This is a genomic window from Pseudomonas sp. C8002 (assembly GCF_013385765.1).
Classification (GTDB): Bacteria; Pseudomonadota; Gammaproteobacteria; order Pseudomonadales; family Pseudomonadaceae; genus Aquipseudomonas.
On the sequence record NZ_JACAPJ010000012.1, the window covers coordinates 544,354 to 569,430 of the forward strand.

Annotated in this window: 24 protein-coding genes; 17 read left to right on the forward strand and 7 right to left on the reverse strand. The window is 61.6% G+C overall.

The genetic code is table 11. The features are described from left to right. Positions 1-203 precede the first annotated feature (203 nt). The 5 genes from glyA (at position 204) to HX814_RS20310 (ending at position 6,637) form a co-directional block, all read left to right on the forward strand. A complete protein-coding gene (gene glyA / locus HX814_RS20290; RefSeq protein WP_177008769.1) occupies positions 204-1,559 on the forward strand; it encodes a serine hydroxymethyltransferase in 1,356 nt (451 codons plus the stop codon). Positions 1,560-1,815: 256 nt separating this feature from the next. Further along, positions 1,816-2,352, forward strand: coding sequence for a sugar dehydrogenase complex small subunit (locus HX814_RS20295; protein WP_023659207.1), 537 nt, complete (start codon positions 1,816-1,818; stop codon positions 2,350-2,352). A 14-nt stretch (positions 2,353-2,366) separates the two neighbouring features. Next, positions 2,367-3,956 (forward strand): GMC family oxidoreductase, encoded by a 1,590-nt coding sequence (locus HX814_RS20300; protein ID WP_008435597.1) that lies wholly within the window; start codon positions 2,367-2,369, stop codon positions 3,954-3,956. 3 nt (positions 3,957-3,959) lie between these two features. Beyond that, positions 3,960-5,402 carry a cytochrome c gene (locus HX814_RS20305; RefSeq protein WP_177008770.1) on the forward strand — a complete coding sequence of 481 codons (1,443 nt, stop codon included), beginning with the start codon at positions 3,960-3,962 and terminating at the stop codon, positions 5,400-5,402. Positions 5,403-5,551: 149 nt separating this feature from the next. Further along, on the forward strand, positions 5,552-6,637 hold the full coding sequence (locus HX814_RS20310; protein ID WP_177008771.1) for a pyridoxal phosphate-dependent aminotransferase: 1,086 nt from the start codon (positions 5,552-5,554) through the stop codon (positions 6,635-6,637). Positions 6,638-6,759: 122 nt separating this feature from the next. Here HX814_RS20310 and HX814_RS20315 read toward each other — a convergent pair whose 3' ends face one another. The 4 genes from HX814_RS20315 to HX814_RS20330 form a co-directional block, all read right to left on the reverse strand. Then, positions 6,760-7,464, reverse strand: coding sequence for a hypothetical protein (locus HX814_RS20315; protein ID WP_003216395.1), 705 nt, complete (start codon positions 7,462-7,464; stop codon positions 6,760-6,762). Positions 7,465-7,537: 73 nt separating this feature from the next. Then, complete coding sequence (locus HX814_RS20320) at positions 7,538-8,035, reverse strand: hypothetical protein (protein WP_008435579.1); 498 nt, start codon at positions 8,033-8,035, stop codon at positions 7,538-7,540. A 69-nt stretch (positions 8,036-8,104) separates the two neighbouring features. Further along, positions 8,105-8,590 carry an N-acetyltransferase gene (locus tag HX814_RS20325; RefSeq protein WP_008435578.1) on the reverse strand — a complete coding sequence of 162 codons (486 nt, stop codon included), beginning with the start codon at positions 8,588-8,590 and terminating at the stop codon, positions 8,105-8,107. Positions 8,591-8,629: 39 nt separating this feature from the next. Beyond that, positions 8,630-9,832, reverse strand: coding sequence for a pyridoxal phosphate-dependent aminotransferase (locus tag HX814_RS20330; RefSeq protein ID WP_177008772.1), 1,203 nt, complete (start codon positions 9,830-9,832; stop codon positions 8,630-8,632). A gap of 223 nt (positions 9,833-10,055) precedes the next feature. On the opposite strand from HX814_RS20330, the gene HX814_RS20335 reads away from it, so the two are divergent. Next, positions 10,056-12,080 carry a c-type cytochrome gene (locus tag HX814_RS20335; RefSeq protein WP_177008773.1) on the forward strand — a complete coding sequence of 675 codons (2,025 nt, stop codon included), beginning with the start codon at positions 10,056-10,058 and terminating at the stop codon, positions 12,078-12,080. 142 nt (positions 12,081-12,222) lie between these two features. Here HX814_RS20335 and HX814_RS20340 read toward each other — a convergent pair whose 3' ends face one another. Further along, positions 12,223-14,241 (reverse strand): TonB-dependent receptor, encoded by a 2,019-nt coding sequence (locus HX814_RS20340; RefSeq protein ID WP_134327279.1) that lies wholly within the window; start codon positions 14,239-14,241, stop codon positions 12,223-12,225. A 378-nt stretch (positions 14,242-14,619) separates the two neighbouring features. On the opposite strand from HX814_RS20340, the gene HX814_RS20345 reads away from it, so the two are divergent. Both HX814_RS20345 and HX814_RS20350 read left to right on the forward strand, forming a co-directional pair. Continuing rightward, on the forward strand, positions 14,620-14,856 hold the full coding sequence (locus HX814_RS20345; RefSeq protein WP_003216406.1) for a VF530 family DNA-binding protein: 237 nt from the start codon (positions 14,620-14,622) through the stop codon (positions 14,854-14,856). Between the two features lies 1 nt (position 14,857). Continuing rightward, complete coding sequence (locus HX814_RS20350) at positions 14,858-15,499, forward strand: Pr6Pr family membrane protein (protein ID WP_177008774.1); 642 nt, start codon at positions 14,858-14,860, stop codon at positions 15,497-15,499. 71 nt (positions 15,500-15,570) lie between these two features. Here the strand turns inward: HX814_RS20350 and HX814_RS20355 are convergent, their stop codons facing one another. Together HX814_RS20355 and HX814_RS20360 are read right to left on the reverse strand one after the other, a co-directional pair. Next, on the reverse strand, positions 15,571-16,320 hold the full coding sequence (locus HX814_RS20355; protein WP_177008775.1) for a siderophore-interacting protein: 750 nt from the start codon (positions 16,318-16,320) through the stop codon (positions 15,571-15,573). Continuing rightward, on the reverse strand, positions 16,317-16,865 hold the full coding sequence (locus tag HX814_RS20360; protein ID WP_003216412.1) for a PadR family transcriptional regulator: 549 nt from the start codon (positions 16,863-16,865) through the stop codon (positions 16,317-16,319). Before HX814_RS20360 ends, HX814_RS20355 begins: the two co-directional genes overlap by 4 nt. A 538-nt stretch (positions 16,866-17,403) precedes the next feature. Between HX814_RS20360 and HX814_RS20365 the strand changes: the two genes are divergently transcribed. The 9 genes from HX814_RS20365 to HX814_RS20405 are packed head-to-tail and all read left to right on the forward strand — an operon-like array spanning position 17,404 to position 25,073. Next, positions 17,404-17,925 (forward strand): fimbrial protein, encoded by a 522-nt coding sequence (locus HX814_RS20365; protein WP_023659208.1) that lies wholly within the window; start codon positions 17,404-17,406, stop codon positions 17,923-17,925. Positions 17,926-17,976: 51 nt separating this feature from the next. Further along, the gene (locus HX814_RS20370) at positions 17,977-18,537 is read left to right on the forward strand and encodes a fimbrial protein (protein WP_023659209.1); all 561 of its coding nucleotides are present in this window, start codon (positions 17,977-17,979) and stop codon (positions 18,535-18,537) included. 16 nt (positions 18,538-18,553) lie between these two features. Continuing rightward, positions 18,554-21,166: an outer membrane usher protein gene (locus tag HX814_RS20375; RefSeq protein WP_177008776.1), complete on the forward strand. Its 2,613-nt coding sequence runs from the start codon at positions 18,554-18,556 to the stop codon at positions 21,164-21,166. Beyond that, positions 21,163-21,915: a fimbria/pilus periplasmic chaperone gene (locus HX814_RS20380; RefSeq protein ID WP_008435565.1), complete on the forward strand. Its 753-nt coding sequence runs from the start codon at positions 21,163-21,165 to the stop codon at positions 21,913-21,915. Before HX814_RS20375 ends, HX814_RS20380 begins: the two co-directional genes overlap by 4 nt. Before the next feature lie 21 nt (positions 21,916-21,936). After that, entirely contained in the window at positions 21,937-22,518 is a 582-nt protein-coding gene (locus tag HX814_RS20385) for a fimbrial protein (protein ID WP_003216422.1), read from the forward strand. 10 nt (positions 22,519-22,528) lie between these two features. Further along, entirely contained in the window at positions 22,529-23,026 is a 498-nt protein-coding gene (locus HX814_RS20390; RefSeq protein ID WP_003216424.1) for a fimbrial protein, read from the forward strand. Between the two features lie 14 nt (positions 23,027-23,040). After that, positions 23,041-23,520 (forward strand): fimbrial protein, encoded by a 480-nt coding sequence (locus tag HX814_RS20395; RefSeq protein ID WP_134327276.1) that lies wholly within the window; start codon positions 23,041-23,043, stop codon positions 23,518-23,520. An 11-nt stretch (positions 23,521-23,531) separates the two neighbouring features. Then, entirely contained in the window at positions 23,532-24,065 is a 534-nt protein-coding gene (locus HX814_RS20400; RefSeq protein ID WP_087692798.1) for a fimbrial protein, read from the forward strand. Positions 24,066-24,101: 36 nt separating this feature from the next. Continuing rightward, positions 24,102-25,073 (forward strand): fimbrial protein, encoded by a 972-nt coding sequence (locus HX814_RS20405; RefSeq protein WP_177008777.1) that lies wholly within the window; start codon positions 24,102-24,104, stop codon positions 25,071-25,073. Positions 25,074-25,077: the final 4 nt, after the last annotated feature.

The window sequence follows — 25,077 nt, forward strand, 5'->3', positions numbered from 1 at the left end:
TGTTGCATGCGCCTGCCACAAGAATAAAGACCGTGATCAGTTTTTTGGCGATTGGCCATCATCCAGCCAGGAAAAACCGCGTCTTGTCCCCCTATGCTCAGCCAAAAAGAATCATTTAATTTGGAAAATGTTCATTTTTCTGCTTAATTGCCCTGCGCCCAACGGAAAGGCGCACGGGATTTTCAGGGAAGGAACACAGGACAATGGCAGTCGACACGCAACCACTTACCCACCAGGCCGACCTGCTGCAACGAGGGCTGGCGGATCTACGGGCAGAAGACGCGGAGCTGGCAGGGTTGCTGGATGCGGAAGTCACGCGCCAACACCAGACGCTGTCGCTGGCCGCTTCGTCCTGCGCAGTGAGGCCGAATATCCTGGCGGCGTCCGCCTCGCTGCTGGTCAACGTGACCGCCGAGGGCACGCCCGGCTGGCGTCATCACGCCGGCTGCGAGAATGCCGACCGGGTCGAAGCCCTGGCTGTGCGCCGAGCGCGTGAGCTGTTCGGTGCGCAATACGCCGGCGTGCAATCACACTCGGGGTCGACTGCCAACTATCAGGTACTGGCGGCCTTGCTGGAGCCGGGAGACACCGTGCTCGGCATGGCCCCCGATCATGGCGGGCATCTGAGCCACGCCAGCCCCGTCGCGTTCACCGGCGCGAACTACAAGGCGCTCCGGTACGGCACTACCTCCAAGGGTGTTATCGACTACGACCAGGTGCGCACACTGGCGCTGGCCCATCGCCCGCGCGTGATCATCTGCGGGGCGACGGCCTACTCGCACGCCATTGATTTCGCGCGCTTGCGTGCGATTGCCGACGAAGCCGGGTCGATCCTGCTGGCGGACATTTCGACCATCGCCGGCCTGGTCGCCACCGGGCGCCATCCGAGCCCGATCGACGCAGCCCACGTCACTACGCTGTGCACCCATAAACAACTGGGCGGCCCGCGTGGCGGCCTGATCCTTTCCGGTCGCGACGCCGAAACCAAGGTGCCGGGCCTTAAGACCAGCTTCAGCCGGCTCCTCGATCAAGCCGTGTTCCCACGAATGCAGGGCGCACCGGCCTTCAACATGATCGCGGCAAAGGCGGCGGCGTTCGGCTACGCCATGTCCGCGGATTTCGACGCCTGGATGGCGCGTATTCGCACCACGGCCGACGAACTGGCCAGCGCGTTCCAGGCCTGTGACTACGAGGTGGTGGGCGGGCGCAGTGAAAACCACTCGGTGCTGATTCGCTTGCGTGGCGGCATCACCGGCGCCATCGCCCAGGCGGCGCTGGAGCAGTGCGGCATCATCGTGGACAAGCATCGCGCACCGGGAGAGACGCGACCATCATTCGTCGCTGGCGGGTTGTGTATCGGCACCGGCTCCCTGGCGCAACGCCAGCTCGACGCCGATGGATGTCGGCAGGTCGTCGAACTGGTGTGCCGGGTGCTCAATGCGGTCACGCCCCTCAACGAGCACAAGTTCACCCTGGATCCGAATGCACAGGAATCCCTGCGCTTGCAGGCTCAAGCCTTGTGCGCGAAGTATCCCCTCGCGGATTACCTGCACAACTGAGCAAACATCCAAATGGATGTTTCATGTTATTGCAGGATAAATTGCTGTACGGTGTTTAAGCGGCTGTTATAGACGGTCGCGTTGTTGCTCATTCTCATCATTAACAAGCTGCACGACAGCTTGGCGTTCTCCTGGCAGTTATAAAAAGGGCTCTTAAAGTCCGTTCAACCTCCGTGAACGAAGTACTCAGCCTTTTGCAGTGAAGTCGAACTAGGCCCGTGCGCCGATAGTTGTTCGACTCATGAGGAGATATCCCGTGATAACCCGAAGAAAACTCCTGTATTCAGGCGCAGCCTTGACCGGTGCTGGCCTGTTTGCCCCGCTGTGGGCAGGTGCCGCGCTGGCGCAGGAAGTCAGCAGCGCCGCCAGCGACGACATTGAATCCTTCCGCCAACTGTCGATGTTCCTCCTCGAACGCTCGAACCTGGATGCCGCCTTGTCCTTGCGCATCCTGGCTCAGTGCACCCGGAACGACCCTGCATTCCCCGAGAAGATCAAAGCCTTGTGGAGCAAGGTTGGCCAGCATCACTTGCGCAACGTCGGCCAGTTGTCCGGCAGCCCGTTCTACGCCGACCCGGTGATCAAGGACACGACGCAGAAAATCGTCTCCGCCTGGTACCTGGGCTACACCGGCACGCCGGTGTCCCTGCGCGCCACCGACGGCACGCGCCTGGTCACCTTCACCGGCGCCCTGGCCTATGCGCCGACCGCGGACGCCACGGTGATCCCGACGTACTCCCGGGGAAAAACCAATTACTGGGTCAATCCTCCGGCCACGCTGGCCAACGACTAAGACAAGGCACTTTTATGAATCAGGATTTTGACGCCGATGTCATTGTGGTTGGCTCCGGCGCATTAGGCAGTAACGCAGCATTTGAATTGGCCAGGCACGGCAAGTCAGTGATTATTCTGGAAGCCGGTGAACATATTCCCCGCTGGAAGATAGTCGAGAACTTCCGTAATTCGTCGAACAAGGGCAATTACAACTCACCCTATCCGAATGAACCGTGGGCCCATCATTCTTACGATGAGCAATACATCGAGAACACCGGTTCTTTCGAGTTCCGCCCCGGCATGTTGAAACTGGTGGGCGGTACCACCTGGCACTGGGCGGCAGCGTGCTGGCGTTACTTGCCCAACGATATGAAACTCAAGACGCTCTACGGCGTAGGTCGCGACTGGCCGCTGGAATACAGCGAGCTGGAACCCTATTACGTGCGTGCGGAAATTGCCCTGGGCGTATGCGGCAGTGACACCCAGGACCAGAGCGGGCAGGGCGGCGGTGCGTTCCCGCCGCGCTCCAGCCCGTACCCGATGGCGCCGGAAGGTGATACCTACCTGTTCCAGCGCCTGCGCGAACGCATGGCACCGGCGGGGTATCACTTTATCCATGAGCCCAATGGCCGTGCCACTGAACCCTACGACGGGCGCCCGGCGTGCAGCGGCAACAACAACTGCATGCCGGTCTGCCCCATCGGCGCGATGTACAGCGGCGACGTGCACGCCCGCCATGCGGAACAGGCCGGCGCCAAGCTGATCACCGACGCCACCGCCTACAAGCTGGAAAAAGGCGCGGACGACAAGATCGTCGCGATCCATTACCGCAGCTCCACCGGCGCTGATGTGCGGCTCACTGCCAAGTACTTCATCGTTGCCGCCCACGGTCTGGAAACCCCCAAGCTGCTGCTGATTTCCGAGGTGGCCAACTCCTCCGACCAGGTCGGTCGCAACCTGATGGACCACACTGGCCAAGGCCTGCAATTTATCGCCGACGAGCCGTTGTGGCCGGGACGCGGCGCGGTGCAGCAGGGCGGGATTTTCAACCGCCGCGACGGCGAGTTCCGCAAGGAGCGGGCCTCGGTCAAACACTCGATCTCCAACAACGTGCCGAACATTGCCGTGGCCAAGCGGCTGATCGCCCAGGGCGTGTACGGCAAGGAGCTGGACGAACGCATCCGCCACGATGCGGCGCGTTGGGTCGACGTCTCTACCGTGTATGAAACCCTGCCATTGCAGACCAACACCGTGCGCCCGAGCCGCACCCGCAAGGACGCCCTGGGCATTCCGATGCTGGTGGTCAACTACGAGGTGGGCGACTACGTGAAGGCGGCCAAGGCCGGCGTCACTGAAGACTATGCGCACTTCGTGCAGCTGATGGGCGGCACGGTGGTGGAAGACAACACCGGCTACCAGAACCGCGACCACCTGATGGGCACCGTGATCATGGGCGCCAACCCCAAGGATTCGGTGGTCAACCACGAGTGCCGCACCCACGACCACGCCAACCTGTTTCTCGCCACCACCGGGGTGATACCGGCCTCCGGCACCATCAACCCGACCCTGGCCGGCGTGGCGCTGAGTATCCGTATGGCCGACATCATTGCGCGGGAGGTCTAGGTCATGGGATTGCTTAAATTTCCATTGCTGGCCTTGCTGCTCACCGCGTTGCCGGTGTTTGCCGCTGAAGACACCGCCGCGCTGATCGAGAAGGGCGCCTATGTCGCCCGTGCCGGCGATTGCGAAGCCTGCCACCGTACCGCCGAGAATGGCGGCGCGCCGCTGGCCGGCGGGTATGTGATCGACTCGCCCATGGGCAAGATCATCTCCAGCAACATCACCCCGTCCAAGGCCTACGGCATCGGCGACTACACCGAGCAGCAACTGGCGGACGCCTTGCGCAAAGGCATTAACGCCAAGGGCCAGCACCTGTACCCGGCGATGCCCTACACCTCTTACCAGGGCATGAGCGATGACGACATCCACGCCTTGTACGTGTACCTGCAACAGGGCGTCAAAGCCGTGGACCAGCCGGTGCCGGAAACGCACCTGGCGTTCCCGTTCAACATCCGCCAACTGATGTTCGGCTGGAACCTGGTGTTCCTCGACAGCCAGGGTTTTGTGCCCAAGCCCGACGCCACCGAACAGACCAGCCGTGGCCAGTACCTGGTGGACAACCTCGCCCACTGCGGCGCCTGCCACACCCCACGTAACGCCTTGATGGCCGAGGACAACAGCCAGTACCTGGCCGGTGCGAAACTGGGTGGCTGGGTCGCGCCCAACATCACCTCCGACAAGGTCAGCGGGCTGGGGGACTGGAGCGAAGATGACCTGGTCAATTTCATGAAAAACGGTCACCTCGCCGACAAGGCCCAAGCGGCGGGCGGCATGGCCGAAGCCGTGGAAAACAGCTTCCGCTACCTCAGCGACAGCGACCTGCATGCCATGGCCGCCTACCTGCACAGCGTGCCGCCGATCCGCGATCCCGGGCAAACCGAGCGGGTGGTGCGTGACGTCAAGCCGGTGGACATGAGCACCCTGGAAACCGGCCAGGGCGATCAAGCCTCACTGGCCGACGCCACCGGACTGGATGGCGCACGCCTCTACAACTCGGCCTGCTCCAGCTGCCACGGCCGCGATGGCCAGGGCTCGGCTGACAAGTTCTACCCGTCCCTGAGCCTCAACACCGCGCTCAACGGCAACCAGGCCAACAACCTGGTGATGGCGATCATCGCGGGCATCGACCGCAAAGGTGCCGACGGCGCCGTGAGCATGCCGGCCCTGGGCGGTGACCTGAACGACGCGCAAATCGCCGCCATCGCCAACTACAGCCTGCACACCTTCGGCAACCCGGCGCTGAGCGTCAGTTCCGAAGAAGTCACCAGCCTGCGTCGTGGCGGGGATGCGCCGTTGTTGATCACGGCCATGCCGTACCTGCTGTGGGGCGGTGGCCTGGTGGTGCTGGTGCTGATCATCGTGCTGTTGCTGTGGCGCCGTCACCACAAACACCTGCGGGCAGTGGAGGCCAAGCGGATCGCGTTGAACCGGCGTTTTCATTCCAACTAGCCGGAAACGCAAAAGCCCCGCCTTCGGTATGAAGTGCGGGGCTTTTTGTTGGTTGGGTAAATCACCGGCTGTTTTCCTCGTCATACCCAATTGCAGGAACGGGGGCGAATCCCGCACCTGAAGCTGCGAGCCGACAAGGAGAGGTCTTCATGGTCAACGTGAGTCGTCGTTCCCTGATCGCACTGGGCGCGGCCTTGCCGTTGCTGGGTCGCCTGGACTGGGCTGAGGCAAGCCCCGCCGTGGCGGCGCCCGAGGTGCTGCTCAACTACAACGAAAGCCCCTACGGGCCCTCGCCGGCTGCGCGGCAGGCCATGCAGCGCGGTATTGCCGTTTCGGGGCGCTACCCGTACCCGGACATGTACGCGCTGGTCGAGCAGTTTGCCCAGCAGCAGGGCATTCTGGAAGAGCAGGTGGCGGTGTTCGCCGGCTCCATGGCTGCGTTGCGCTACGCGGTGCTGGCGTTTACCAGCGAAACCCGCAGCCTGGTGATGGCCACGCCTTCCTACGAAGTTCCGCGCCAGGCAGCCGAGTCGTGCAAGGCCAGGGTGCATGAAGTGGACCTCACCGCCGATCACGCCCATGACCTTCCCGCCATGCTCACCGTTGACCGCCAGCCCGGCCTGATCTACCTCTGCAACCCGAACAATCCCACCGGCACCCTCACACCCGCCAAGGCCATCGAACAGGCACTGGCGCGCAAACCCCAGGGCAGCATTTTGCTGGTGGACGAGGCCTACATCGACTTCAGTGACGCACCCAGTTGTGTGGCGTGGGTCAAGGACCATGATGACTTGCTGGTGCTGCGCACGTTCTCGAAAATCTATGGCCTGGCCGGCGCACGCCTGGGGCTTGCGATCGGTCATCCGCAGCTGCTGGAACAACTGGCGGTGTTTGGCGGGGACAACGTGCCGGCGGCCGCCAGCCTGCTGGGCGCCCGCGCCAGCCTTGCAGATGCGCAACTGGTGCCGGCGCGCAAGGCGCTCAATACCCGGTTGCGGGATGAGACGGTGGCCTGGCTAAAAAACCGCGGATTCACCTGCACGGCGTCTCACAGCAACTGCTTCATGATTGATGTGCGCCGTCCGGCGGGACAGGTCATCGAGCGGCTGGGCGAGCAGGGCGTGAAGATTGGGCGCGTGTGGCAAAACTGGCCGCAGTGGGTGCGGGTCACCGTGGGCAACGCTGATGAGATGCAGCGGTTTCGCGAGGTATTTGCGGCTCAAGTCGTAGGCTGAATTCGCTGCGACGCAGGTCAAATGTGGGAGCGGGCTTGCTCGCGAAAGCGGAGTGTCAGTCAATGCATACGTGACTGACCCACCGTCTTCGCGAGCAAGCCCGCTCCCACATTTAGATCGGGTTACTGCTGGGCGATGCTGTAGCCCTCAAACGCCGTCTGCTGCTGCAGCGCGGTGATGATGCTTTTACGCGTCAGTGGCTGCTCGGCGCCCGAGTTATCCACAAAGGTTTCAACTTCCAGTTCCGCCTCGTCACCTTCACCGACAAAGGTAAAGCCGAGGAATTCAAACGCCTCACGGTCGACGTTCGGCTTGGAGCGCGGCGAACGCAGCGGCAGGGTGACGCTGATGCCGTCCTTGCTGATGGCGAACACTTCCACTTCCTTCTTCGGGCGGGAAGCCTTGCCTTTGCCGGCGCTCGGGTTGCTGATGGCCTGGTGGGTCTGGTTCAGCACCTTGAGGGCCAGGCCGTAGACCAGCTCCTGGAACTCCGGGTCGTCCTTGAAGCTGGACAGGATGCGGCTGATGGAGAACTTGCTGTTCAGGTCTTCGAGGGCGGCGTTGTCGGCGGCTTCGGCGTCCTTGAGCTGCTTGAGCTCGCCCATCAGGTCGTAGGCCTTGTCGTCGTCGAAAGCGTCGTGGGCCTGGCGGATGGCCACGCGCAGCTCGCGGATCTGGTCGCTTTCCTTGGAGGTGTGGAACGCGTCCAGCACCATTTCACTGATGGTCTTGGCCGCCGGCACGTGCTGTGAAAGATTGATGGCGTTTTCGTATTCAGCTTTGGATTGCAAGGCGACTACGGATTCTTCGGTGCGGGAATCAGACATTGAAATTTCACTACTTCAGTAAACGGGGAGACGGGAAAAGCGTCGCGCATTTTCAGCGGGGAGGGGGATCAGGTCAAGGCAGCACAATGCCCTCATCCCGGTTGAATGATGCCAACGCCCGCTGCAGCTTGATCGCCCGCCCGCAAAACAGCCCAACGGTAAAACCCGAAGCCCCGCCCGCCAGGGCCAGCATTGGCGCGGTGCTCGACAGCAACGGGTGCACGGCGTGCTGGTAACCGAGGTAATACTTCACGGCGAAGAACAGTTGGGAGATCAGCAGGATTTTCCAGGTGCCGGGCAGCACCAGCGTGTGGCCATCGAGGCTTGCACCCTTGGCGGTGAACATCGCCATCGCCACCAGGCAACCCACGGCGGCACCGCCCAGCCAGCAACCGATCGACAGCGTTGAATGCTCAATGGACAACAGCGACCAGATCACCAGCACCACCGGCAGGATAACCAGTGACCGGTGGTTTTCGCGGCTGCCGCGGGTGGCTTTGATCCCGTACCAGCAGATCCACAGATAAACGGCGTACACCCAAAGGGGCGTGCCCTGAAGAATGTCGAGCATGGTCAGCGTCCGTGCCTGATGAAGTTGGGCGTCGATATTCGCCGGGCCGCGCGTGGCTTGTCCATCGATTTAACCGAGGCGCTTGCCCATTTCGAAGGCGCGTTTTTCGTAGCCCAATTCCTCGTACAGCCGCTGCGCCGGTTCGTTGAAGGCCCAGACGGTCAGGCGCAAATCCCGGGCGCCCTGGCGGATGGCCCAGCGTTCGGCGAGCGCCATCAGTTCACGGCCAATGCCCTGGCCGCGGTGTGCCTCCAGCACGCAGATCGAGCCGATCCTGGCAACACGCAGCGGCTGCAACAACGGGCTGGCGGTCTCGATGATTTGCGCGGTGATAAATCCAACACCAACGCCGTGCTGCTCGGCAAGAAACACCGCCTGAACCCGGCTGGTCAGGCAGGGCCGCCAATGGGACTGGTCGCGCTCCACCTGGTCGGTGGCGTCACGGTAGATATCGGGCCGTTCCTGGTGGTGCAGGCGGTTCAGCGGCTGGCCCAGCACGCACAGGGTGTGCAGGTCATCCAGGTGCGCCTGGCGATAGGTCAATCCTTGAGACATGGCAGTCCTTCGAACGGGGCAAAGGGCGTTTTATGCCCGTTATCGGCGATCACGTAAAGGCGCGGCGTCGGCCCCAAGCCCTTCGACGAAGCCGGCAATGCGCTGGCAGGCCTCCCTGAGGGTGTCATCGGCGACGGTAAACGAAACCCGCACAAACCCTTCGGCGCTGGGGCCAAACGCTTGGGCGTCAAGCACCGATACGCCGGTCTGGCGATACAGTTGCCAGGCGAATTCCCGGCCGCTGAGCCCGGTGCGGCGTACGTCCACCAGCATGAACATGCCCGCCTGGGGGACTCGGCAGTCCAGCTCGCTGATCGCACTCAACGCGTTCACCACCAGGTCACGCCGGCGCCGATACACCGCACGGGCATCGCTGACCAAGGCCTCATCCAGTTCCAGTGCCTTGAGCGCCGCCGCCTGGATAAACCCTGGCAGGCCGTAAATCATGCACAGCAGCAAGTTTTCCAGATGGTTGATCAATGTGGGCGGGCCTGCCACCCAGCCAACCCGCCAGCCGGTCATGGCGTGGCTCTTCGACAGGCTGTTGAGCACCACCGTGCGCTCGGCCATGCCGGGTAACGCGCTGATGCTCAGGTGTTGATCGTCATAGATGAGCTGCCCATACACTTCATCGCAAATCACCCACAGGTCGTGGGCGCGTGCCACTTCGGCGACGGCTTCCAGCTCTTCGCGGCAGTAGACATTGCCGGTGGGGTTGCACGGTGTAGCGAGGGCGATGCCCCGGGTCTTGTCGGTAATCGCGGCTTGCAGCGCGGTACGGGTCAGGCGAAAGCCGTTGGCGGCCGGTTGTTCGACGGTTCTAATGCGTGCCCCCGAGGCTTGGACACAGGCCTCGTAGGTCAGGTACATCGGCTCTGGCACCAGCACTTCATCGCCGTGGCTGAACAGGCACAAGCAGGCCGCGAACAGGCCATTCTGCGCGCCGGCGACCAGGGCGATATTGTCGGCGTGCACCGCAATCCCTTGCAGCAGGCTCTGCCGGGCTGCGATGGCTTCCCGCAGTTTCGGGCGGCCGAGCACAGGGGTGTAGTGGGTGTCGCCGGCGCGCAGGGCGTCCACGGCGGTTTCACAGATCGCGCTGTGTGTGGCGAAATCCGGGTCGCCGACACTGAGCACAATCACGTCTTCGCCACGCAGTTGGGCTTCGGCGGCGGCGTAGTGAATATCCCAGGCACTGACGGATTCGCCGCCAATGCGCCCCACAAAGGGTGAATAACGCATCCTTGCTCTCCTCGCCGACATCGATGCCCGCGTCAATTAGTCAATTTCAGTTCCACTGTAGAACATGCCGCCTGATCCACATCAAGGGCCGCGCGCAAAAAATCCGCTACAACGAAGCTGGGGCTGGCCATGCCCCGGTTATCTGCCTGATGACCCAATAAAAACGATTGCAGACCTGCGCCGAGGGGACCGCCCCAGGCCGGGTTATTAAAGGAATAGTGCGATGATTTTTCCCCTGTCACGTCTGGGCCTTGTGGGGGTGGTGCTGTGCCTTTCCCTTCCCCTGTACGCCAACGAAGCCGACCCCACGCTGATCGAACAGGGCAAATACGTTGCCCAACTGGGCGACTGCATCGCCTGCCACACCGCCAGGCAAGGCGCGCAAATGGCCGGCGGGCTGGAACTGGGCACGCCGATGGGCACGATCTATTCGAGCAACATCACCCCGGACCGTGACACCGGCATCGGCCAGTACACCTTCGAGCAGTTCGACCGGGTGATGCGTGAAGGCGTGACGCCGGCCGGGCAGAACCTGTACCCGGCGATGCCGTACCCGTCCTACGCGAAGATGAGCGAAGGCGACATGCGCGCCTTGTTCGCCTACCTGATGCAGGGCGTGGAGGCGGTGAACAAACCCAACCTGGACGCCGAGATGGGCTTCCCGTTCAACCAGCGCTGGGGCCTGGCGTTGTGGAATTTGGCGTTTCTCGACAAGCAACCATTCGTGCCGGACCCGGCGAAGGATGACGTGCTTAACCGTGGCGCCTACCTCGTCCAGGGCCTGGGCCACTGCGGCTCGTGCCACACCCCGCGCGGCATCGCCTTCCAGGAAAAAGCCATGAGCGACGCGGGCCGCAGTGGCCGGCATTACCTGGCCGGGGAGACTGTCGAGCACTGGCGCGCCTTGAGCCTGCGCAACCTGTGGACGGTGGACGACACCGTGCAATTGCTCAAGACCGGGCAGAACCGCTTTGCCACGGTCGCGGGCAACATGGCGGATGTGATTCATCACAGTACCCAACACTTCACCGATGCCGATTTGACCGCCATCGCGACGTATCTCAAATCCCTGCCGCCGGGCAAGGACGACCTGCCGATGCCCGCCGTGGCCCACGAACCCGCCGCACCGCCCAAGGACTTGTTCACCAGCCGTGGTGGCCTGGGTTACATGCAGTTTTGCAGTGACTGCCACCGCAGCGATGGCGGCGGGGTGAAAGGGCTGTTCCCGCCGTTGGCCGGCAACCCGAGCGTTGCCTCGAACAACCCGACGTCACTGCTGCACATCACCCTCACCGGTTGGGAAACCGCCGAGACCGCAGCCCATCCACGGGTCTACACCATGCCTGGGTTTGCGCGGTTGGCGGATCAGGAAATCGCTGAAATCCTCAGTTTCGTGCGCAGCAGTTGGGGCAACGAAGGCACGCCTGTCACGGCTGCCCAAGTGAAGAAAATGCGCGGCCAGCTCAACCCGGTCACCACCGACTCGTCAGCGTTTGAAACCCCACGCCTGGCCGAATTGTTGGCGGCGCCGAATGCCGATCAGGTGGTACGGGGCATGCGCCTGCACCTGCAGACCAAGGAACTGCTGCCCAATAACGTGGGCAACTCGCTGAACTGCACCAGCTGCCATCTCAACGCCGGCACTGTGGCGGATGGTTCGCCGTTTGTGGGCGTCTCGGCATTTTTCCCGAGCTATGCGCCGCGTGCGGGCAAGGTGGTGAGCCTGGAAGAGCGGATCAACGGCTGCTTCCGTCGCTCGATGAATGGCAAGCCGTTGCCAGCGGAATCGGCGGATATGCAGGCGATGGTGGCGTACTTCGACTGGATGAAAAACAACACCAGGTCCGAAGATAAAGTCGCCGGGCGCGGGGTGGGCAAGGTCGACCCGGCGATCAAGCCGGATATGCAGAATGGCAGGCAGGTCTACGCCAAGCAGTGCGCGGTGTGCCATGGCGACAATGGCCAAGGGTTGACGCGGGCGGATGGCGAGTTGGTGTACCCGCCGTTGTGGGGCGAGCAGTCGTTCAATATCGGGGCGGGGATGGCGCGGCTGTACACGGCGGCGGCGTTCGTCAAACGCAACATGCCGATCGGTTTCCACGAGAAATTCCCGTTGGGGCAGGGCGGGTTGTCGGATCAGGAGGCGGTGGATGTGGCAGCGTACTTCTCCCAACAACCTCGTCCGGATTTCCCGGACAAGGTGAAGGACTGGCCGAAGGGGGGTAAGCCCGTGGATGCGCGGTACTAACCCCACCACCTATTCGAAGTGGGCACAGTCAATGTGGGAGCGGGCTTGCTCGCGAAGACGGTGAGTCAGTCACCCATGTATTGACTGACACTGCGCTTTCGCGAGCAAGCCCGCTCCCACAGTTTTAACCGAGTGCAGTCAGTTAGAAGGTGGTACGCAGACCGACCTGCACACTTCGACCCGGCGCCGGGGCGATGTCCCGCAGGATCGAACTGGCGTAGCGCACGGTCTGGTTCGTCAGGTTCTCGCCGTTGACGAACGCCAGCCACTGGCTGCCGCCGACATTGAAGCGGTAGCCGGCGCTGGCGCCCAACGTGGTGTAGCCGTCGGTACCGCTTTCGTTATCCGGCACCCGGCCCTGGCCCGCCGCGTGTTCAACGTCAATCCGCGCCTGCCAGCGATCCAGTTCCCACAAGAGGCCGCTGTTCAAACGCAACGGCGCAATGCGGGGCAACGCTTCACCCGTGTCCAGGTTGGTTGCACGGGTGTAGTCGCCCGACAGTTCCAGCGCGAACTTGCCGTAAGCACCTTCCCCCAGCTTGATGTGATCCTGGGCTTCAAAGCCTGCGAAACGCGCACGCACACCGGAATATTTGTACTCAGGGATGCCGCCGGCGTCTTCCTCGCCTTCGTCATTCAAGGTGCGACCGCTGCCCAGCAGGCCGATGTAATTGGAGAAGTGGCTGTAGAACACGCCGAAGCTGCCCTTGTGGGTGCCGTTGTCGAAGCGCAGTGCCAGGTCGCTGGACACGGCTTTTTCTTTCGACAGGTTGGCGTCGCCCAGTTCGTAGGTGCCGGTGGCGACGTGAGCGCCGTTGGCATACAGCTCGTAGAAGGTCGGGGCACGTTCGGTGTAGCCGAGGGTGGCGGCCAGGGACCAGATCGGCGTGAGGGTGTACACCGCGCCGGACGACAGGCTGCCGGCGGTGAAGTCGGCGGATTTGTCGGCATTGGCGAAGCGTGCGTTGCCCTTGCCGTCCGGGTCGACGTTGGTGTGTTCCAGGCGCCCGCCGAGGCTCAGCTTGAGGCGCTCGGTGGCCTGCATTTCTTCGAGGATAAACAGCGCGCCGGCGTTGGTATCGGTCTGCGGCACGAAGGCTTCTTCACCCAGGGCCGAGAATTCATTGCGACTGACTTGGGCGCCCACCACGCCGTTGAACGGCCCGATCGGCAAGTGTCGCGCTTCAACCCGCGCTTCGTAGCCCTTGTTCTTGAAGGTGGTGCCGGTCTCGCCGCCTTCGATTTCCATGTGCTTGTAGTCGGTATAGCCGGCGTCGAGTTTGACCGAGGTGAAAGGGCCTTGCAGGTTGCGGATTTCGGACGCAAAGGCGTAGTGATCCTGCTTCATGCGGATGCGCACGTCCTGCTCGGCCGGGGAGCCGTAGTTGCTGTCGTAGTTGCTGTAGGACAGCCCGGCGTAACCGTCGTCCCAAGTGTAGGAACCGCCGACTGCACCGCCGTCCTGGCGTCCGTCGCTGTTGCCGAGGCGACCGTTCTTGCCTTCACCGTCGTCGCTTGGCGGTGCATGGCGGCTGCGGGCAAAGCCGGGGATTTTCAGGTCGTTGAATTCCCGCGCGCTGGCGTCCAGGTGCAAGGCGAAGGTGCCGTTGCCGGCTTCCAGTTTGCCAGCGCTGCTGCGGGTGGTGTCGGCGCCGCCGTAGCGCAATTCACCGGCCCCGTGAATGCCTTCGATGGCTTCGGTGGGGATGCGGTTGTCGAAGGTATTGACCACGCCGCCGATGGCGCTGCCGCCATAGAGCAGGGCGGCCGGGCCGCGCACGATTTCGATGCGGTCGACGTTGACCGGGTCCAGCGGCACGGCGTGGTCATAGGACAACGACGAGGCATCCAGCGCGCCGACTCCGTTGCGCAGTAGGCGAATGCGGTCACCATCCTGGCCACGAATGATCGGCCGGCTGGCCCCCGGGCCGAAGTACGACGACGACACACCGGGCTGCTTGTTCAGGGTTTCACCCAGGCTGCCTTTTTGTTGCAGGGTCAGGTCATCGCCTTCCAGCACGGTGGTGGGCGAGGCGAGGGTTTCGCTGCCCAGCGGGTTGCCGGTGATGACTTGGGGTTGCAGTTCCAGGGCATTGACCTGGGAGGTGATCAACAGGGCGGCGGCCAGCGGGGTGAGGCGCCAGAGAGAAGAGAGGGACATCGGTCGTTCCTTGGCAAACGGCAAAAAGAGAAGGCTGAAAACGGTAAGGGATTCGATACCCTTTGATAGTTATCGTTACAATATAACATCACTTTTTTCCCTGCCAAGGGGAACTTTCCCAAACCCCGCTCGATCACTCCCACGCTGATCGTTCCCACGCTCTGCGTGGAAATGCATGCTGTGACGCTCTGCGTCACCATTGCGCCGGGTTAAAACTTGCGTCGACCGAGGGACGCAGAGCGTCCAATTCGGCATTCCCATGCAGGGCGTGGGAACGATCGAACAGTGGCCTATAGTGAAGGCAACGCTTCCACCCGCACGGCCCGTCCGCTAAGGTGCGCGGCTTCGTTTTCTTCTTTTCTGCACAAAAGGCCCGGCATGACCGCGACAAACAAAGACCCACTGCACGGCGTCACCCTGGAACAGGTCCTCACCGCGCTGGTGGCGCATTACCAATGGGAAGGCCTGGCCGAGCGCATCAACATCCGCTGTTTTTCCAGTGACCCGAGCATCAAGTCGAGCCTGTCGTTCCTGCGCAAGACCCCGTGGGCGCGGGAGAAGGTCGAAGGTTTGTACGTGAAGTTGATGCGCACCAAGCGACCGGTCGAGGACTGAGGTGAAACGTCACCTTATCGGCCTCGCAGCCCTCGGCGGTTGGGCCGGCCTGGCGCTGCAGCAGTACATCATTTTCTACTTCCGCTGGGTCGATGGCGCCAGCCTGTTGCCGGGCCTGGTGAATTTCTTCAGCTTCTTCACCGTGCTCACCAACACCCTGGTGGCGGTGGTGTTGACCCATGCGTGGGTGCAACGGCCAACCGCGGCGAGCCGGTTCTTCCTCGGGCCCGTAGTCAGCAGCGGGATTGCCGTGAGCATTGTCGTGGTCAGCCTCGCCTACAGCCTGTTGTTGCGCCACATGTGGCAGCCTGCGGGGGTGCAGTTTGTGGCGGACGAGCTGCTGCACGACGTGATGCCGTTGGTGTTTTTCGCGTATTGGTGGTGGTGCGTGCCCAAGGGCAGTCTGCGCCTCAAACACATCGGGCTGTGGGTGATTTACCCGGTGGTGTACTTCGCCTATGCGTTGTTGCGCGGGTATGTGTGGGGGCTGTATCAGTACCCGTTCATTAACGTGGACACCCTGGGTTATCCACAGGTGTTCATCAATGCCGGGGGGATTCTGGTGGGGTTTGTGCTGATTGCTCTGGGGGTGGTGGGGCTGGATAAAATCTGTAGGAGCGAGCTTGCTCGCGAAGAACGTTAACGATAACGCAGTGTGTCTGGTTTAACGCGGCGCTCTCAGGTTCTTCGCGAGCAAGCTCGCTCCTACAGGGATCACTGTTGCCAGTAACCCACGGCCTTGAGGAATGCCTCATTGACGTTGTGCGTGTCCAGCAGCACCCGCCGTACCTGGCGCGAGAGCTTGCTCTCGGTGGCGACAAAGCTGTACAGCGAACCGCCCGGCAGCGTCAGGTTGTGCACCGTCTCGAGCAGGTCATCCTGGCCGCGCACCACCCAGATCACTTCCACTTCGGCAGCGCTGGCCAGCGGCTGCTGTTCCGCCGCATTGGCGATCTCTATCACCGCCAATACCTTGCGCCCCGCCGGCAATTCGTCCAGGCGCCGGGCAATCGCCGGGATCGCGGTTTCATCGCCGATCAACAGGTAGCTGTCGAAGATATCCGGCACGATCATCGAGCCACGCGGCCCGCCGATGTGCAGGTGCTGACCGACCTTGGCCTGCTCGGCCCAGGTGGAGGCAGGGCCATCGCCATGCAGCACGAAGTCGATGTCCAGCTCGCCGATGTCCAGGTCGTACCGGCGTGGGGTGTAGTCGCGCATGGCGGGTTGCGGGCCGTCGCCGCGCAGGTTGAAGTCGGGGCTGTCCAGCGCCGCTTGTTCGGCGGCGTTCTGTGGGAACAGCAGCTTGATGTGATCGTCACTGCCCAGGCTGATAAAGCCCGCCAGTTCCGGCCCGCCCAGGGTGATGCGGCGCATGCGCGGGGTGATGTCGACCACCCGCAGGACTTCGAGGCGGCGGCGTTTGATTTCGTGGGTCACGCGGTGGATGGCTTGGGTATTCATTGAGCTTTCCCGTCGGCAATGGCTTGGGCGGTGCTGTTGAGCAGCGCCGCGACACGAACGATTTCTTCCGGGCTCCAGCGCCCGTGGTGCGAATGCAAGGCGTGGCGCAGGTTATGCACCGCCTCGTGGATTTCCGGCGGACGGTCCTGGCCCCGCAGCGAACGTTTGCTCACATCCATGCGCATGCGAATGCCTTCGAGGGCAACCGCCTGTTCGCTTAAGAAGAGACGACCGGCGTCGGTGATTGTGTAGCGTTTTTTTCCGTCTTCGGCGTCACCGGTAATCAATTCGCTTTCTTCGAGAAAGGTCAGCGTGGGGTAGATCACGCCGGGGCTGGGGCTGTAGGCGCCGTCGAACAGGGTCTCGATCCGGCGAATCAGGTCGTAGCCATGGCACGGCTGTTCGGCGATCAGCGCCGGCAGCAGCAGTTTCAGGTCGCCGGGGGCGAAGACCCGTGGGCCACGGCCGCCGCGCTCGCGGCCTGGACGTTTGTCGAAGCCGTCGCGGCTGTCACCGGGGTCGCGGTGTGAATGATGGTCTCTCATTTCGGTGCTCTCGTTTGGTTTAGATACAACGTAAGATATATCTTATTGCCGCCGCAACCTCGGCAGACGAACGGTCATCTCGCGTCTTGTGAGACGGGACTCGAAACGGGCCGATCAGCGCACTGACCCTTTCGACATATTCGCCAACTTGTTAGTTGGCGTGCCCCAGTAATTACTGTTGTTTTTTATAATATGTAATCCTATTCTTACGGACTTGTTCTGCACTAAATCATTCTCGTTAAGTTGATGTAGTCCGTTTCTTACGGTTGATTCAAAAGTTTTGGCAAAGTGCCATAATTTTCCTATGTGTCTTGGTGTGACAAGGCTACGTGAATAAGCGAATCGACCGGCTTTCATATTCAAAATCGAAATGGATAATTGCCCGGCCTCGAACGAACTCCTGAATTGCAATACAAGTAATTGGAAAGCATCCAATTTCCATTGCTTCGGGAAATTGTTCTGGCGCTGGGTTAATTAAGTCCTGTGCGCAACTAAGCCAGGATTTCGTTTTGATTTTTAATACATGTGAGCTCTGCAAATGAAGACTAAAGTAAAAGCTGCGCTGTTGACTGTCGGCCTGTTGGCGGGTTCGATCTCTGTTGCTAATGCGGCGGACGGGACGATTACATTTACCGGTTCGGTCCATTCGGGTGCTTGCTCTATCAAGCCTGAGTCTGTGGATCAGTCAGTTGCACTTGGCGCTATTGCAAAGCATCAGTTGCAATCCGGCGGCAAGTCCACCGCCCGCCCCGTGGCGATCGAGCTTGAAGGGTGCGACCTGTCTGGCCTCACCGATAACACCGTGACCACTACCTTCACCGGTGCACCGTCCAGCGTTGTGCCTGGCGGCATCGGCACGGTCGGCAGCGCGGGCGGCATCGGCATCATGATGACCCACGGCGGCAAAGCGATTGAGCTGGGCGTGCCAACCACTCCGCAGGCCATTGTTGCCGGTAATAACACCCTGCAGTTCGGCGCTTACGTACAAGGCCAGGCGACAGGCGACATCGTTCCTGGTGATTTCAGCGCGGTCACCAACTTCACCTTGGCTTATCAGTAAGTGTTTCCCCCGCCACCACTGGTGGCGGGGGAAAACTGGCGGGAGATCAAGGTGAAAACATTCATAAGTCTCGCTATTGCCTCTTCATTGACGTTGTTCATCAGCCCTTGTGATGCCGCGCAGACGCGTGTGCAAGGCGATGGGCTCGTCACGCTGGGAGGCGAGATCATCGACTCGGCCTGCGGGCTGGAAGCGGTCACTGCCGATCAGACCATCGACATGCCTCCCGAACCCATCGGCCGCCTGTTACGAGAGGGCGCGGGGCAAATGCAGCCGTTCCAGCTACGGCTGGTCAACTGCACCGTGACGCGTCCCGACCCGCTGCGCCCCGGCGAAACGCTGCCGGACTGGGAGCATCTTCGCGTGACGTTCGACGGGCCCAGCGATATGGGCGGGCGCACCTTTGCGGCCTTTGGGGCCTCGCAGGGGGTTGCCTTCCATATTGAGGACGCCGCTGGCCAGGTGAGTGTGCCGGGAGTGCCGATGGCGCTGCTGCCGGTGGTTGATGGCGACATGACACTTCATTACAGGCTCCGCCTGGTGGGCAACGGAGTGCCGCTGTTGGCAGGGGCTCACCGCGCGGCAGTGCGGTTCAAGTTGGAATACTTTTGAAGATTGAGTTGCGTGTATGTTGAATACGTCGAAAGTCATGAATACGCTGCGCCCCAGCCTCTTTGGCGGGTTGATATCACTGGCTGGAACTGCAATGGGCGCCGGGGATATTGAGTTTAATACCGACGTTCTTGATCTGATTGATCGCTCCAATATTGACCTGTCTCAGTTTGCACGCAGTGGGTTTATCTTGCCTGGCACCTACTCGATGGTGGTCCAGCTCAATACCCAACCTATATCTGAACAATCGGTGGCGTTCTTTGCCCCCGATGATGATCCCAAAGGCAGTGTGCCCTGTTTATCGCGCGAGCTTGTCGAGCAACTGGGCCTCAAGGCGTCCGGTGCTGACCAGCTGAAGTGGTGGAAGGGCGGGCAGTGCCTGGATGTCACGGGCTTGCCCGGCATGGAAGTCAGTGCCGACCTGGGCACGTCCACCCTGGACATCAACCTTCCCCAGGCCTACCTGGAATACAGCGCCATCAACTGGGACCCGCCGTCACGCTGGGACGAGGGGGTGCCGGGGCTGCTGGTCGACTACAACATGACTGCGCAGTCCAGCTACCGCAAAGGTGACGGTACGCGCAATGACCTCAGCGGTAACGGCACACTCGGGGCCAATGCCGGGGCCTGGCGCCTGCGGGCGGATTGGCAAGGGCGTGTCGAGAAAGACCGCGAGGCGCAGGCCCGCCGGCAAAAACTGGAGTGGAGTCGCTATTACGCATATCGCGCCATTCCTGCGCTGAAGGCACGCCTGGTGTTGGGGGAGGACTACCTGTATTCGGACCTGTTCGACAGCTTCCGCTTTACCGGTGCCGGGCTCAAGTCAGACGAAAGCCAGCTGCCGCCCAACCTGCGGGGCTATGCACCGGAAGTGGTCGGGGTGGCCAAGACCAATGCAAAGGTTGTCATCAGCCAGCAGGGGCGTGTGCTCTATGAAACGCTGGTGGCGGCAGGCCCTTTTCGGATCCAGGACCTTAACGACGCCGTGTCCGGCACGCTGGATGTGCGGGTCGAGGAGCAGGACGGTTCGGTACAGAAATTCCAGCTCGATACGGCAGGCGTTCCCTACCTGACGCGTCCCGGGCAGGTTCGTTACAAGCTGTCTGCCGGGCGACCGTCCAACCTGCAGTACCACTCCCACGGTGACTTTTTCGGCACCGGCGAGTTTTCCTGGGGAATTAGCAATGGTTGGTCGCTGCTGGGCGGTGCGATAACGGATAACAACTACCGTGCGCTGTCGGTGGGGGCGGGGCGGGATTTGCTGGCGTTCGGGGCCGTTTCCCTGGACGTCACCCAGTCTCGCGCCAGCCTGTGGAACCAGACACTTTCGGGCAAATCCTACCGCCTTCAATATTCCAAGAACTTTGAAGAGTACGACAGCCAGGTCACCTTCGCCGGTTACCGGTTCTCCGAGAAGAACTACTTGAGCATGAGCCAATACCTGGATGCTCGGCACTATGGGTTGAACGGTGAATTGGGTGGGCGCGGCGTGTTCGATGAAGACGGTAACTTCATTGAACACTGGAAACCCATTGGCGGTAACAAGGCGCTGTATACGGTCACGGTGAACAAACAGTTCCGCGATCTGAACACCACGGTGTATGCCAGCTACAACAAACAAACCTATTGGAACCGGCCGGACACCCAGCGCTGGAACCTGTCGGCGTCTCGTTACTTCAACGTGGGCTCTGTCAGGAACATGAGCCTGTCGCTGAATTTATATCGCACCCATGAATACCAATATAAGGACAACGGAGCAGCGCTGACGGTCAGCCTGCCATTGGGACCCACCGGCACCCTGTCGATGGATGCCAACAGGGCCGGCGGCAAAAACAGCTTTACCACACGCTACGCCGATCGCCTGGATGAACGTAACAGCTATCAGGTCAGTGCCAGCGACACCTCGGCCAGCGGCTACCTGAGCCATATTGGTGACCAGGCCGACATCGACCTCAGCGCCACGACGCAACAAGGCAATAACCGCACCCTCAGCGCATCCGTGCGTGGCGGCGGCACGCTCACGCCTTACGGCGGGGCGCTGCATCGAACCACCAGTACCGGCGGAACCCGGCTGCTGGTCGATACCGCCGGTGTGCCCGATGTGCCCGTGCGGGGCTACGGCACGCCGACCCGCAGCAACGCGTTCGGCAAGGCGGTCATCTCCGACATCACCAGCTACCAGCGTACGGCGGCCAGTGTTGACCTGGAGAAATTGCCCAGCGATGTCGAGGCCACTCAATCCGTGACGCAACTGACCCTCACCGAGGGGGCCATTGGCTACCGATCCCTGGAAGTGATTTCCGGCCAGAAGGCCATGGCGGTTCTTCGCCTGCCGGATGGCAGCGCACCGCCCTTCGGCGCCACGGTGAAAAACCGCAAGCAGCAGGACACCGGGGTGGTGAATGACGGCGGGGATGTCTACCTGAGCGGCATTCAGGCCGGCGAGCAGATGATCGTCAGCTGGGGCGGCACCGAGCGTTGCGTCCTGACGCTGCCTGTCGAGTTGCCAACGGATGCGTTCACCGATGCCCTGCAACTGCGCTGCCAGAGGGTAGCCGTCGATCAAGCCTCACCCGAGCCAGCCACCCTGACCGGCCAGCGAAACACTATGGAGAACCCATCCTCATGAAACACCACATACGTTTTACCTACGCACTGCTGCTGGCGGTCTTGAGCCAGAGCGCCAACGCCGCTGTCGGCCTGGACCGTACCCGCGTGATTTTCGACGGTGGTAAAGACGCAACCAGCGTCAACATCACCAACAACAACCCCCAGTTGCCGTACCTGGCCCAGGGCTGGATCGAGGATGAAGAGGGCAACAAGATCACCTCGCCGTTGATCGTGCTGCCACCGGTCCAACGCCTGGAGCCCGGCAAGCAAAGCCAGGTAAAGGTCCAGGCGTTGCCGGCCGCCAAATCGCTGCCCCAGGATCGGGAGACGGTCTACTACTTCAACCTGCGGGAAATTCCGCCGCGCAGCGACAAGCCCAACACCCTGCAAATCGCCCTGCAAACCCGGATCAAATTGTTTTACCGGCCGCAGGCAATTACCCCCACCCAGCAGGACCTGTCCAACCCATGGCAGGAAAAGCTGACCCTTACCCGGCAAGGCGATCACTACCAGGTGAATAACCCCACGCCTTACTACGTGACCCTGGTGGATGCGCGCAGCAGCAAGGACGGCAAGACCATACCGGGCTTCGAGCCGGTGATGGTCCCGCCCAAAGGCACGCAGGCCCTGGGGCCGACTGCCAAGGAGCTCGGCACCACCCCCTATTTGTCCTACGTGAATGATTACGGTGGCCGTCCGCTGCTGGCGTTCACCTGCAGTGGCGAGACATGCAAGGTGAACACGCAACTGTCTGTAGCCAACCAGTAGTGCCTGCTGCCGGAGAACGTCATGAAGTTGCACACAGTGAAGGTCTTGGGCGGTCTGTTGCTGGCCCTGATGGGGCCGGCGCACGCCGCGGATGACGAGGATGTGGAGGGCATGGTCGGGATGCTCAACATTCTCGGGTCCATGCATGAAACCCCCTGCAGCCTGGAGATGGCATCCCTGCACCAGACGATCGACCTGGGCCCGGTATCGGCCAGCCAGTTGCAACGGCCGGGTGACCAGGCGACCTCCGTGGCCTTTCAACTGCTGTTCGAGGATTGTCGGCGCACCGCCGGCCGCATCGCCAGTGAGCGCACGGGGAACCTGACATGGAGTGCTTATCAACCGGTGCTCTCGGTAGCGTTCATCGCACCAGCCGATGCCGACGATTCACGGCTGGTCAAGGTGCAAGGCATCACCGGGATGGGCCTGCGCCTGACCGATTCCCAGGGGCGCGATGTACAGCTGGGTTCAAGGGGGGAGCCATTGTTCTTGCCCTTGGGCCGCAACACGCAGACCTGGAACGTCCAGCCCACGCGAACCCCGGCACCCCTGACCAGCGGTGCATTCCGGGCCGTGGTGGATTTCAGGCTCAATTATGAGTAAGGGCAGAACAATGACCAGGTTAACCGGCCCGTGGGCCATTTTTATCGGTGCGGGACTGCTGTGGGCGGTCAGCCAGGGCGTGCAGGCCGATACCAACCTGACGATCCGCGCGACCATCATTGCACCTCCACCGTGTGTGATTAACAGCGGCGGCACGCTGAATGTGCCGTTCGGCAATGACCTGCTGACGTCACGGATTGATGGCGTGAATTATCGACGGGACGTGCCGTATACCGTCACCTGCAGTCCTCCCGTTTACAGCAACGCGATGACCCTGGAACTCAAGGGCGCGGCAGCCGGGTTTGATAACAAAGTGCTCTCGACCCCCAAGACCGACCTGGGGGTCAAGCTCTTCGCCAATGGGGCGGACTGGCCGCTGAACACGCCGCTCAGGTTTACCCATCCGACCTTTCCGGCCGTGCAGGCGGTGCCGGTCAAGCGCGCAGGCAGCACGCTGACGGGCGGGGCATTTGCGACCGCCGCCACCCTCGTGATCGAGTACCAATAATGAGGAAACGATCAATGAAATGTTGGCCACAGCGAACGTTGCTCGGCTTGTGTTGCTTCGGCTTTTTCAGTGCTGCGTCGGCCAACCTGACGTTCAACGGAACGCTGAACGAGCCGCCGCCCTGCACGATTGATTCGGGCAGCACGATTGAAGTCGATTTCGGGGATGTCGGCACCAAGCGTGTCGATGGCGTGAAATATCGCAGGGCCGTCGGCTACACCATCCGCTGCGGCGCCTCCACGCTGCCGTGGCTGTTGAAGTTGAGCGTCAAGGGCGCAGAGACAACCTTTGATAACGCGGCCCTGCAGACCACTGCGCCTGACCTGGGGATTCGGCTGTACCAGAACAACGCGCCGTTTCGCCTCAACACGCCGCTGGACATCAGCCTGGCGGCACCGCCGACCTTGGAAGTGGTGCCGGTCAAACGGCCGGGTTCGGTCCTGAAGGCCCAAGGGTTCACGGCGGTGGCCACGCTGTTGGCTGAATACCAGTAGGAGTCGAGTGTATGCGACACGCAATGATTCATAAGGGGCTGGTCCTGCTGCTGACCTTCGGCCTGGCGGCCACGGCGCAGGCGGTGGACAACCTGAGGTTCAAGGGCAACCTGGTGGAACAGGCCTGCACCATCCGCCCGGGCGATGAAGCCATCACCCTGGAGCTGTGGGACCTGACCAGCAAGCACCTCTACATCAACACACGCTCAGTGGGCAAACGTTTCACCCTGCACCTGGATGACTGCAATACCACCATCAGCGACTCGGTGACCATCCTGTTCAACGGTGCGGAAAACCGCGCGCTGCCCGGTTTGTTTGCGCTGGACGGTGGCAGCGGTGCCTCTGGTATCGGGCTGGGTTTGGAGACACTGAGCGACAAGCCGGTGCCGGTGAACAAGGTCGGCGACGAACAGAAATTGAGCCCCGGCAACAACGTCATCCTGCTCAAGGCCTATGTGCAGGGTGAGCCGGATGCCCTGCGGGACAAGACCATCGGGCACGGCAGCTACCGTGTGACTTCGACGTTTACGCTGGATTATCCGTAACGCTAAACCGTTATGCATGGGATGAAAGAGAACAACATGAAACGACTATTTGGAGCCGTTGTGCTGCTTGCCCTGGCTGGCGTCACGACGACCGTGAAAGCGGCTGATTGCCGGGTCAATGGCGGCAATTGGCAACGGGTGAGCATTGGCGGGACGTTGAACCTGCAGGTTCCGGTGAATGTGCGGCTGGAGGTGAATGAGCCGCGCATTCTCCTGTCCGGGGTGAGGATCGAATGCCGGTTTGAACCGGACAGCTATACCCCGGATGGACGGCAGGACTACTGGGCCACCGGGACGAGGATCGGCCCGGCCTGGTCGCCTGGTCCGAAGTTCGTCAGCCAGACGACCGGCTTGCGTATCAATGGCAGTTATTGGAACACGCCTATCCAGGCGGGTATCAGGATTGCAACCATGCCTAACAATACGTCTCCGATCCCGATCGATGTCATCCCTTATATATTGATCCGCAACAACCCGACCAACCCGATCGACATTCGAATAGGTGACACTCTGGGCGTGTTACGTCTCGACCAGACCAACAACTACGATTCCTTTTCCACGAGCCTGCAGCTTACGTACATCGCCAACAACGACTTCACCATCTCCCCGTCGTCGTGCACGATCAACAATAACCAACCGATCGAAATCAACTTCGGCAACGTGCACCAGAGGGCGATAGGCACCGACCCCGTATCAACCACCGTTCGTACCGATCGCACGCTCACCTACCGGTGCCCGGACCCGGGGATTACCACGCCGATCACCATTACCTACAAAGGCACGCCGTCCTCGTTCAACGCCAATGCGCTGGTGATGAGCAATCCGAACGTGGGCACGGCCCTTGTCCGTCAGGGGACTGCGATTCGAGTCAATGGCTCGTTCCTGACCCGTATCACCAACAGTTCCGGGAGCGACGTTGTAACGTTCGCCCTGGTCAAGCAGGCGGGGTCCCTGCCTGTAGAGGGGCCGTTGAACGGCAGCGGCGTACTGGTAATGGGGGTGCCATGACACA

What these genes read in the sequence shown, in the direction of transcription:
- HX814_RS20355 (WP_177008775.1), bottom strand. Translation starts at nt 16,320, where the DNA reads ATGAATACCCAAGCCATCCACCGCGTGACCCACGAAATCAAACGCCGC.
- HX814_RS20330 (WP_177008772.1), bottom strand. Translation starts at nt 9,832, where the DNA reads ATGCGTTATTCACCCTTTGTGGGGCGCATTGGCGGCGAATCCGTCAGT.
- HX814_RS20395 (WP_134327276.1), top strand. Translation starts at nt 23,041, where the DNA reads ATGAAATGTTGGCCACAGCGAACGTTGCTCGGCTTGTGTTGCTTCGGC.
- HX814_RS20360 (WP_003216412.1), bottom strand. Translation starts at nt 16,865, where the DNA reads ATGAGAGACCATCATTCACACCGCGACCCCGGTGACAGCCGCGACGGC.
- HX814_RS20310 (WP_177008771.1), top strand. Translation starts at nt 5,552, where the DNA reads ATGGTCAACGTGAGTCGTCGTTCCCTGATCGCACTGGGCGCGGCCTTG.
- glyA (WP_177008769.1), top strand. Translation starts at nt 204, where the DNA reads ATGGCAGTCGACACGCAACCACTTACCCACCAGGCCGACCTGCTGCAA.
- HX814_RS20340 (WP_134327279.1), bottom strand. Translation starts at nt 14,241, where the DNA reads ATGTCCCTCTCTTCTCTCTGGCGCCTCACCCCGCTGGCCGCCGCCCTG.
- HX814_RS20375 (WP_177008776.1), top strand. Translation starts at nt 18,554, where the DNA reads ATGTTGAATACGTCGAAAGTCATGAATACGCTGCGCCCCAGCCTCTTT.
- HX814_RS20365 (WP_023659208.1), top strand. Translation starts at nt 17,404, where the DNA reads ATGAAGACTAAAGTAAAAGCTGCGCTGTTGACTGTCGGCCTGTTGGCG.
- HX814_RS20390 (WP_003216424.1), top strand. Translation starts at nt 22,529, where the DNA reads ATGACCAGGTTAACCGGCCCGTGGGCCATTTTTATCGGTGCGGGACTG.
- HX814_RS20305 (WP_177008770.1), top strand. Translation starts at nt 3,960, where the DNA reads ATGGGATTGCTTAAATTTCCATTGCTGGCCTTGCTGCTCACCGCGTTG.
- HX814_RS20400 (WP_087692798.1), top strand. Translation starts at nt 23,532, where the DNA reads ATGCGACACGCAATGATTCATAAGGGGCTGGTCCTGCTGCTGACCTTC.
- HX814_RS20325 (WP_008435578.1), bottom strand. Translation starts at nt 8,590, where the DNA reads ATGTCTCAAGGATTGACCTATCGCCAGGCGCACCTGGATGACCTGCAC.
- HX814_RS20380 (WP_008435565.1), top strand. Translation starts at nt 21,163, where the DNA reads ATGAAACACCACATACGTTTTACCTACGCACTGCTGCTGGCGGTCTTG.
- HX814_RS20405 (WP_177008777.1), top strand. Translation starts at nt 24,102, where the DNA reads ATGAAACGACTATTTGGAGCCGTTGTGCTGCTTGCCCTGGCTGGCGTC.
- HX814_RS20385 (WP_003216422.1), top strand. Translation starts at nt 21,937, where the DNA reads ATGAAGTTGCACACAGTGAAGGTCTTGGGCGGTCTGTTGCTGGCCCTG.
- HX814_RS20300 (WP_008435597.1), top strand. Translation starts at nt 2,367, where the DNA reads ATGAATCAGGATTTTGACGCCGATGTCATTGTGGTTGGCTCCGGCGCA.
- HX814_RS20315 (WP_003216395.1), bottom strand. Translation starts at nt 7,464, where the DNA reads ATGTCTGATTCCCGCACCGAAGAATCCGTAGTCGCCTTGCAATCCAAA.
- HX814_RS20345 (WP_003216406.1), top strand. Translation starts at nt 14,620, where the DNA reads ATGACCGCGACAAACAAAGACCCACTGCACGGCGTCACCCTGGAACAG.
- HX814_RS20320 (WP_008435579.1), bottom strand. Translation starts at nt 8,035, where the DNA reads ATGCTCGACATTCTTCAGGGCACGCCCCTTTGGGTGTACGCCGTTTAT.
- HX814_RS20335 (WP_177008773.1), top strand. Translation starts at nt 10,056, where the DNA reads ATGATTTTTCCCCTGTCACGTCTGGGCCTTGTGGGGGTGGTGCTGTGC.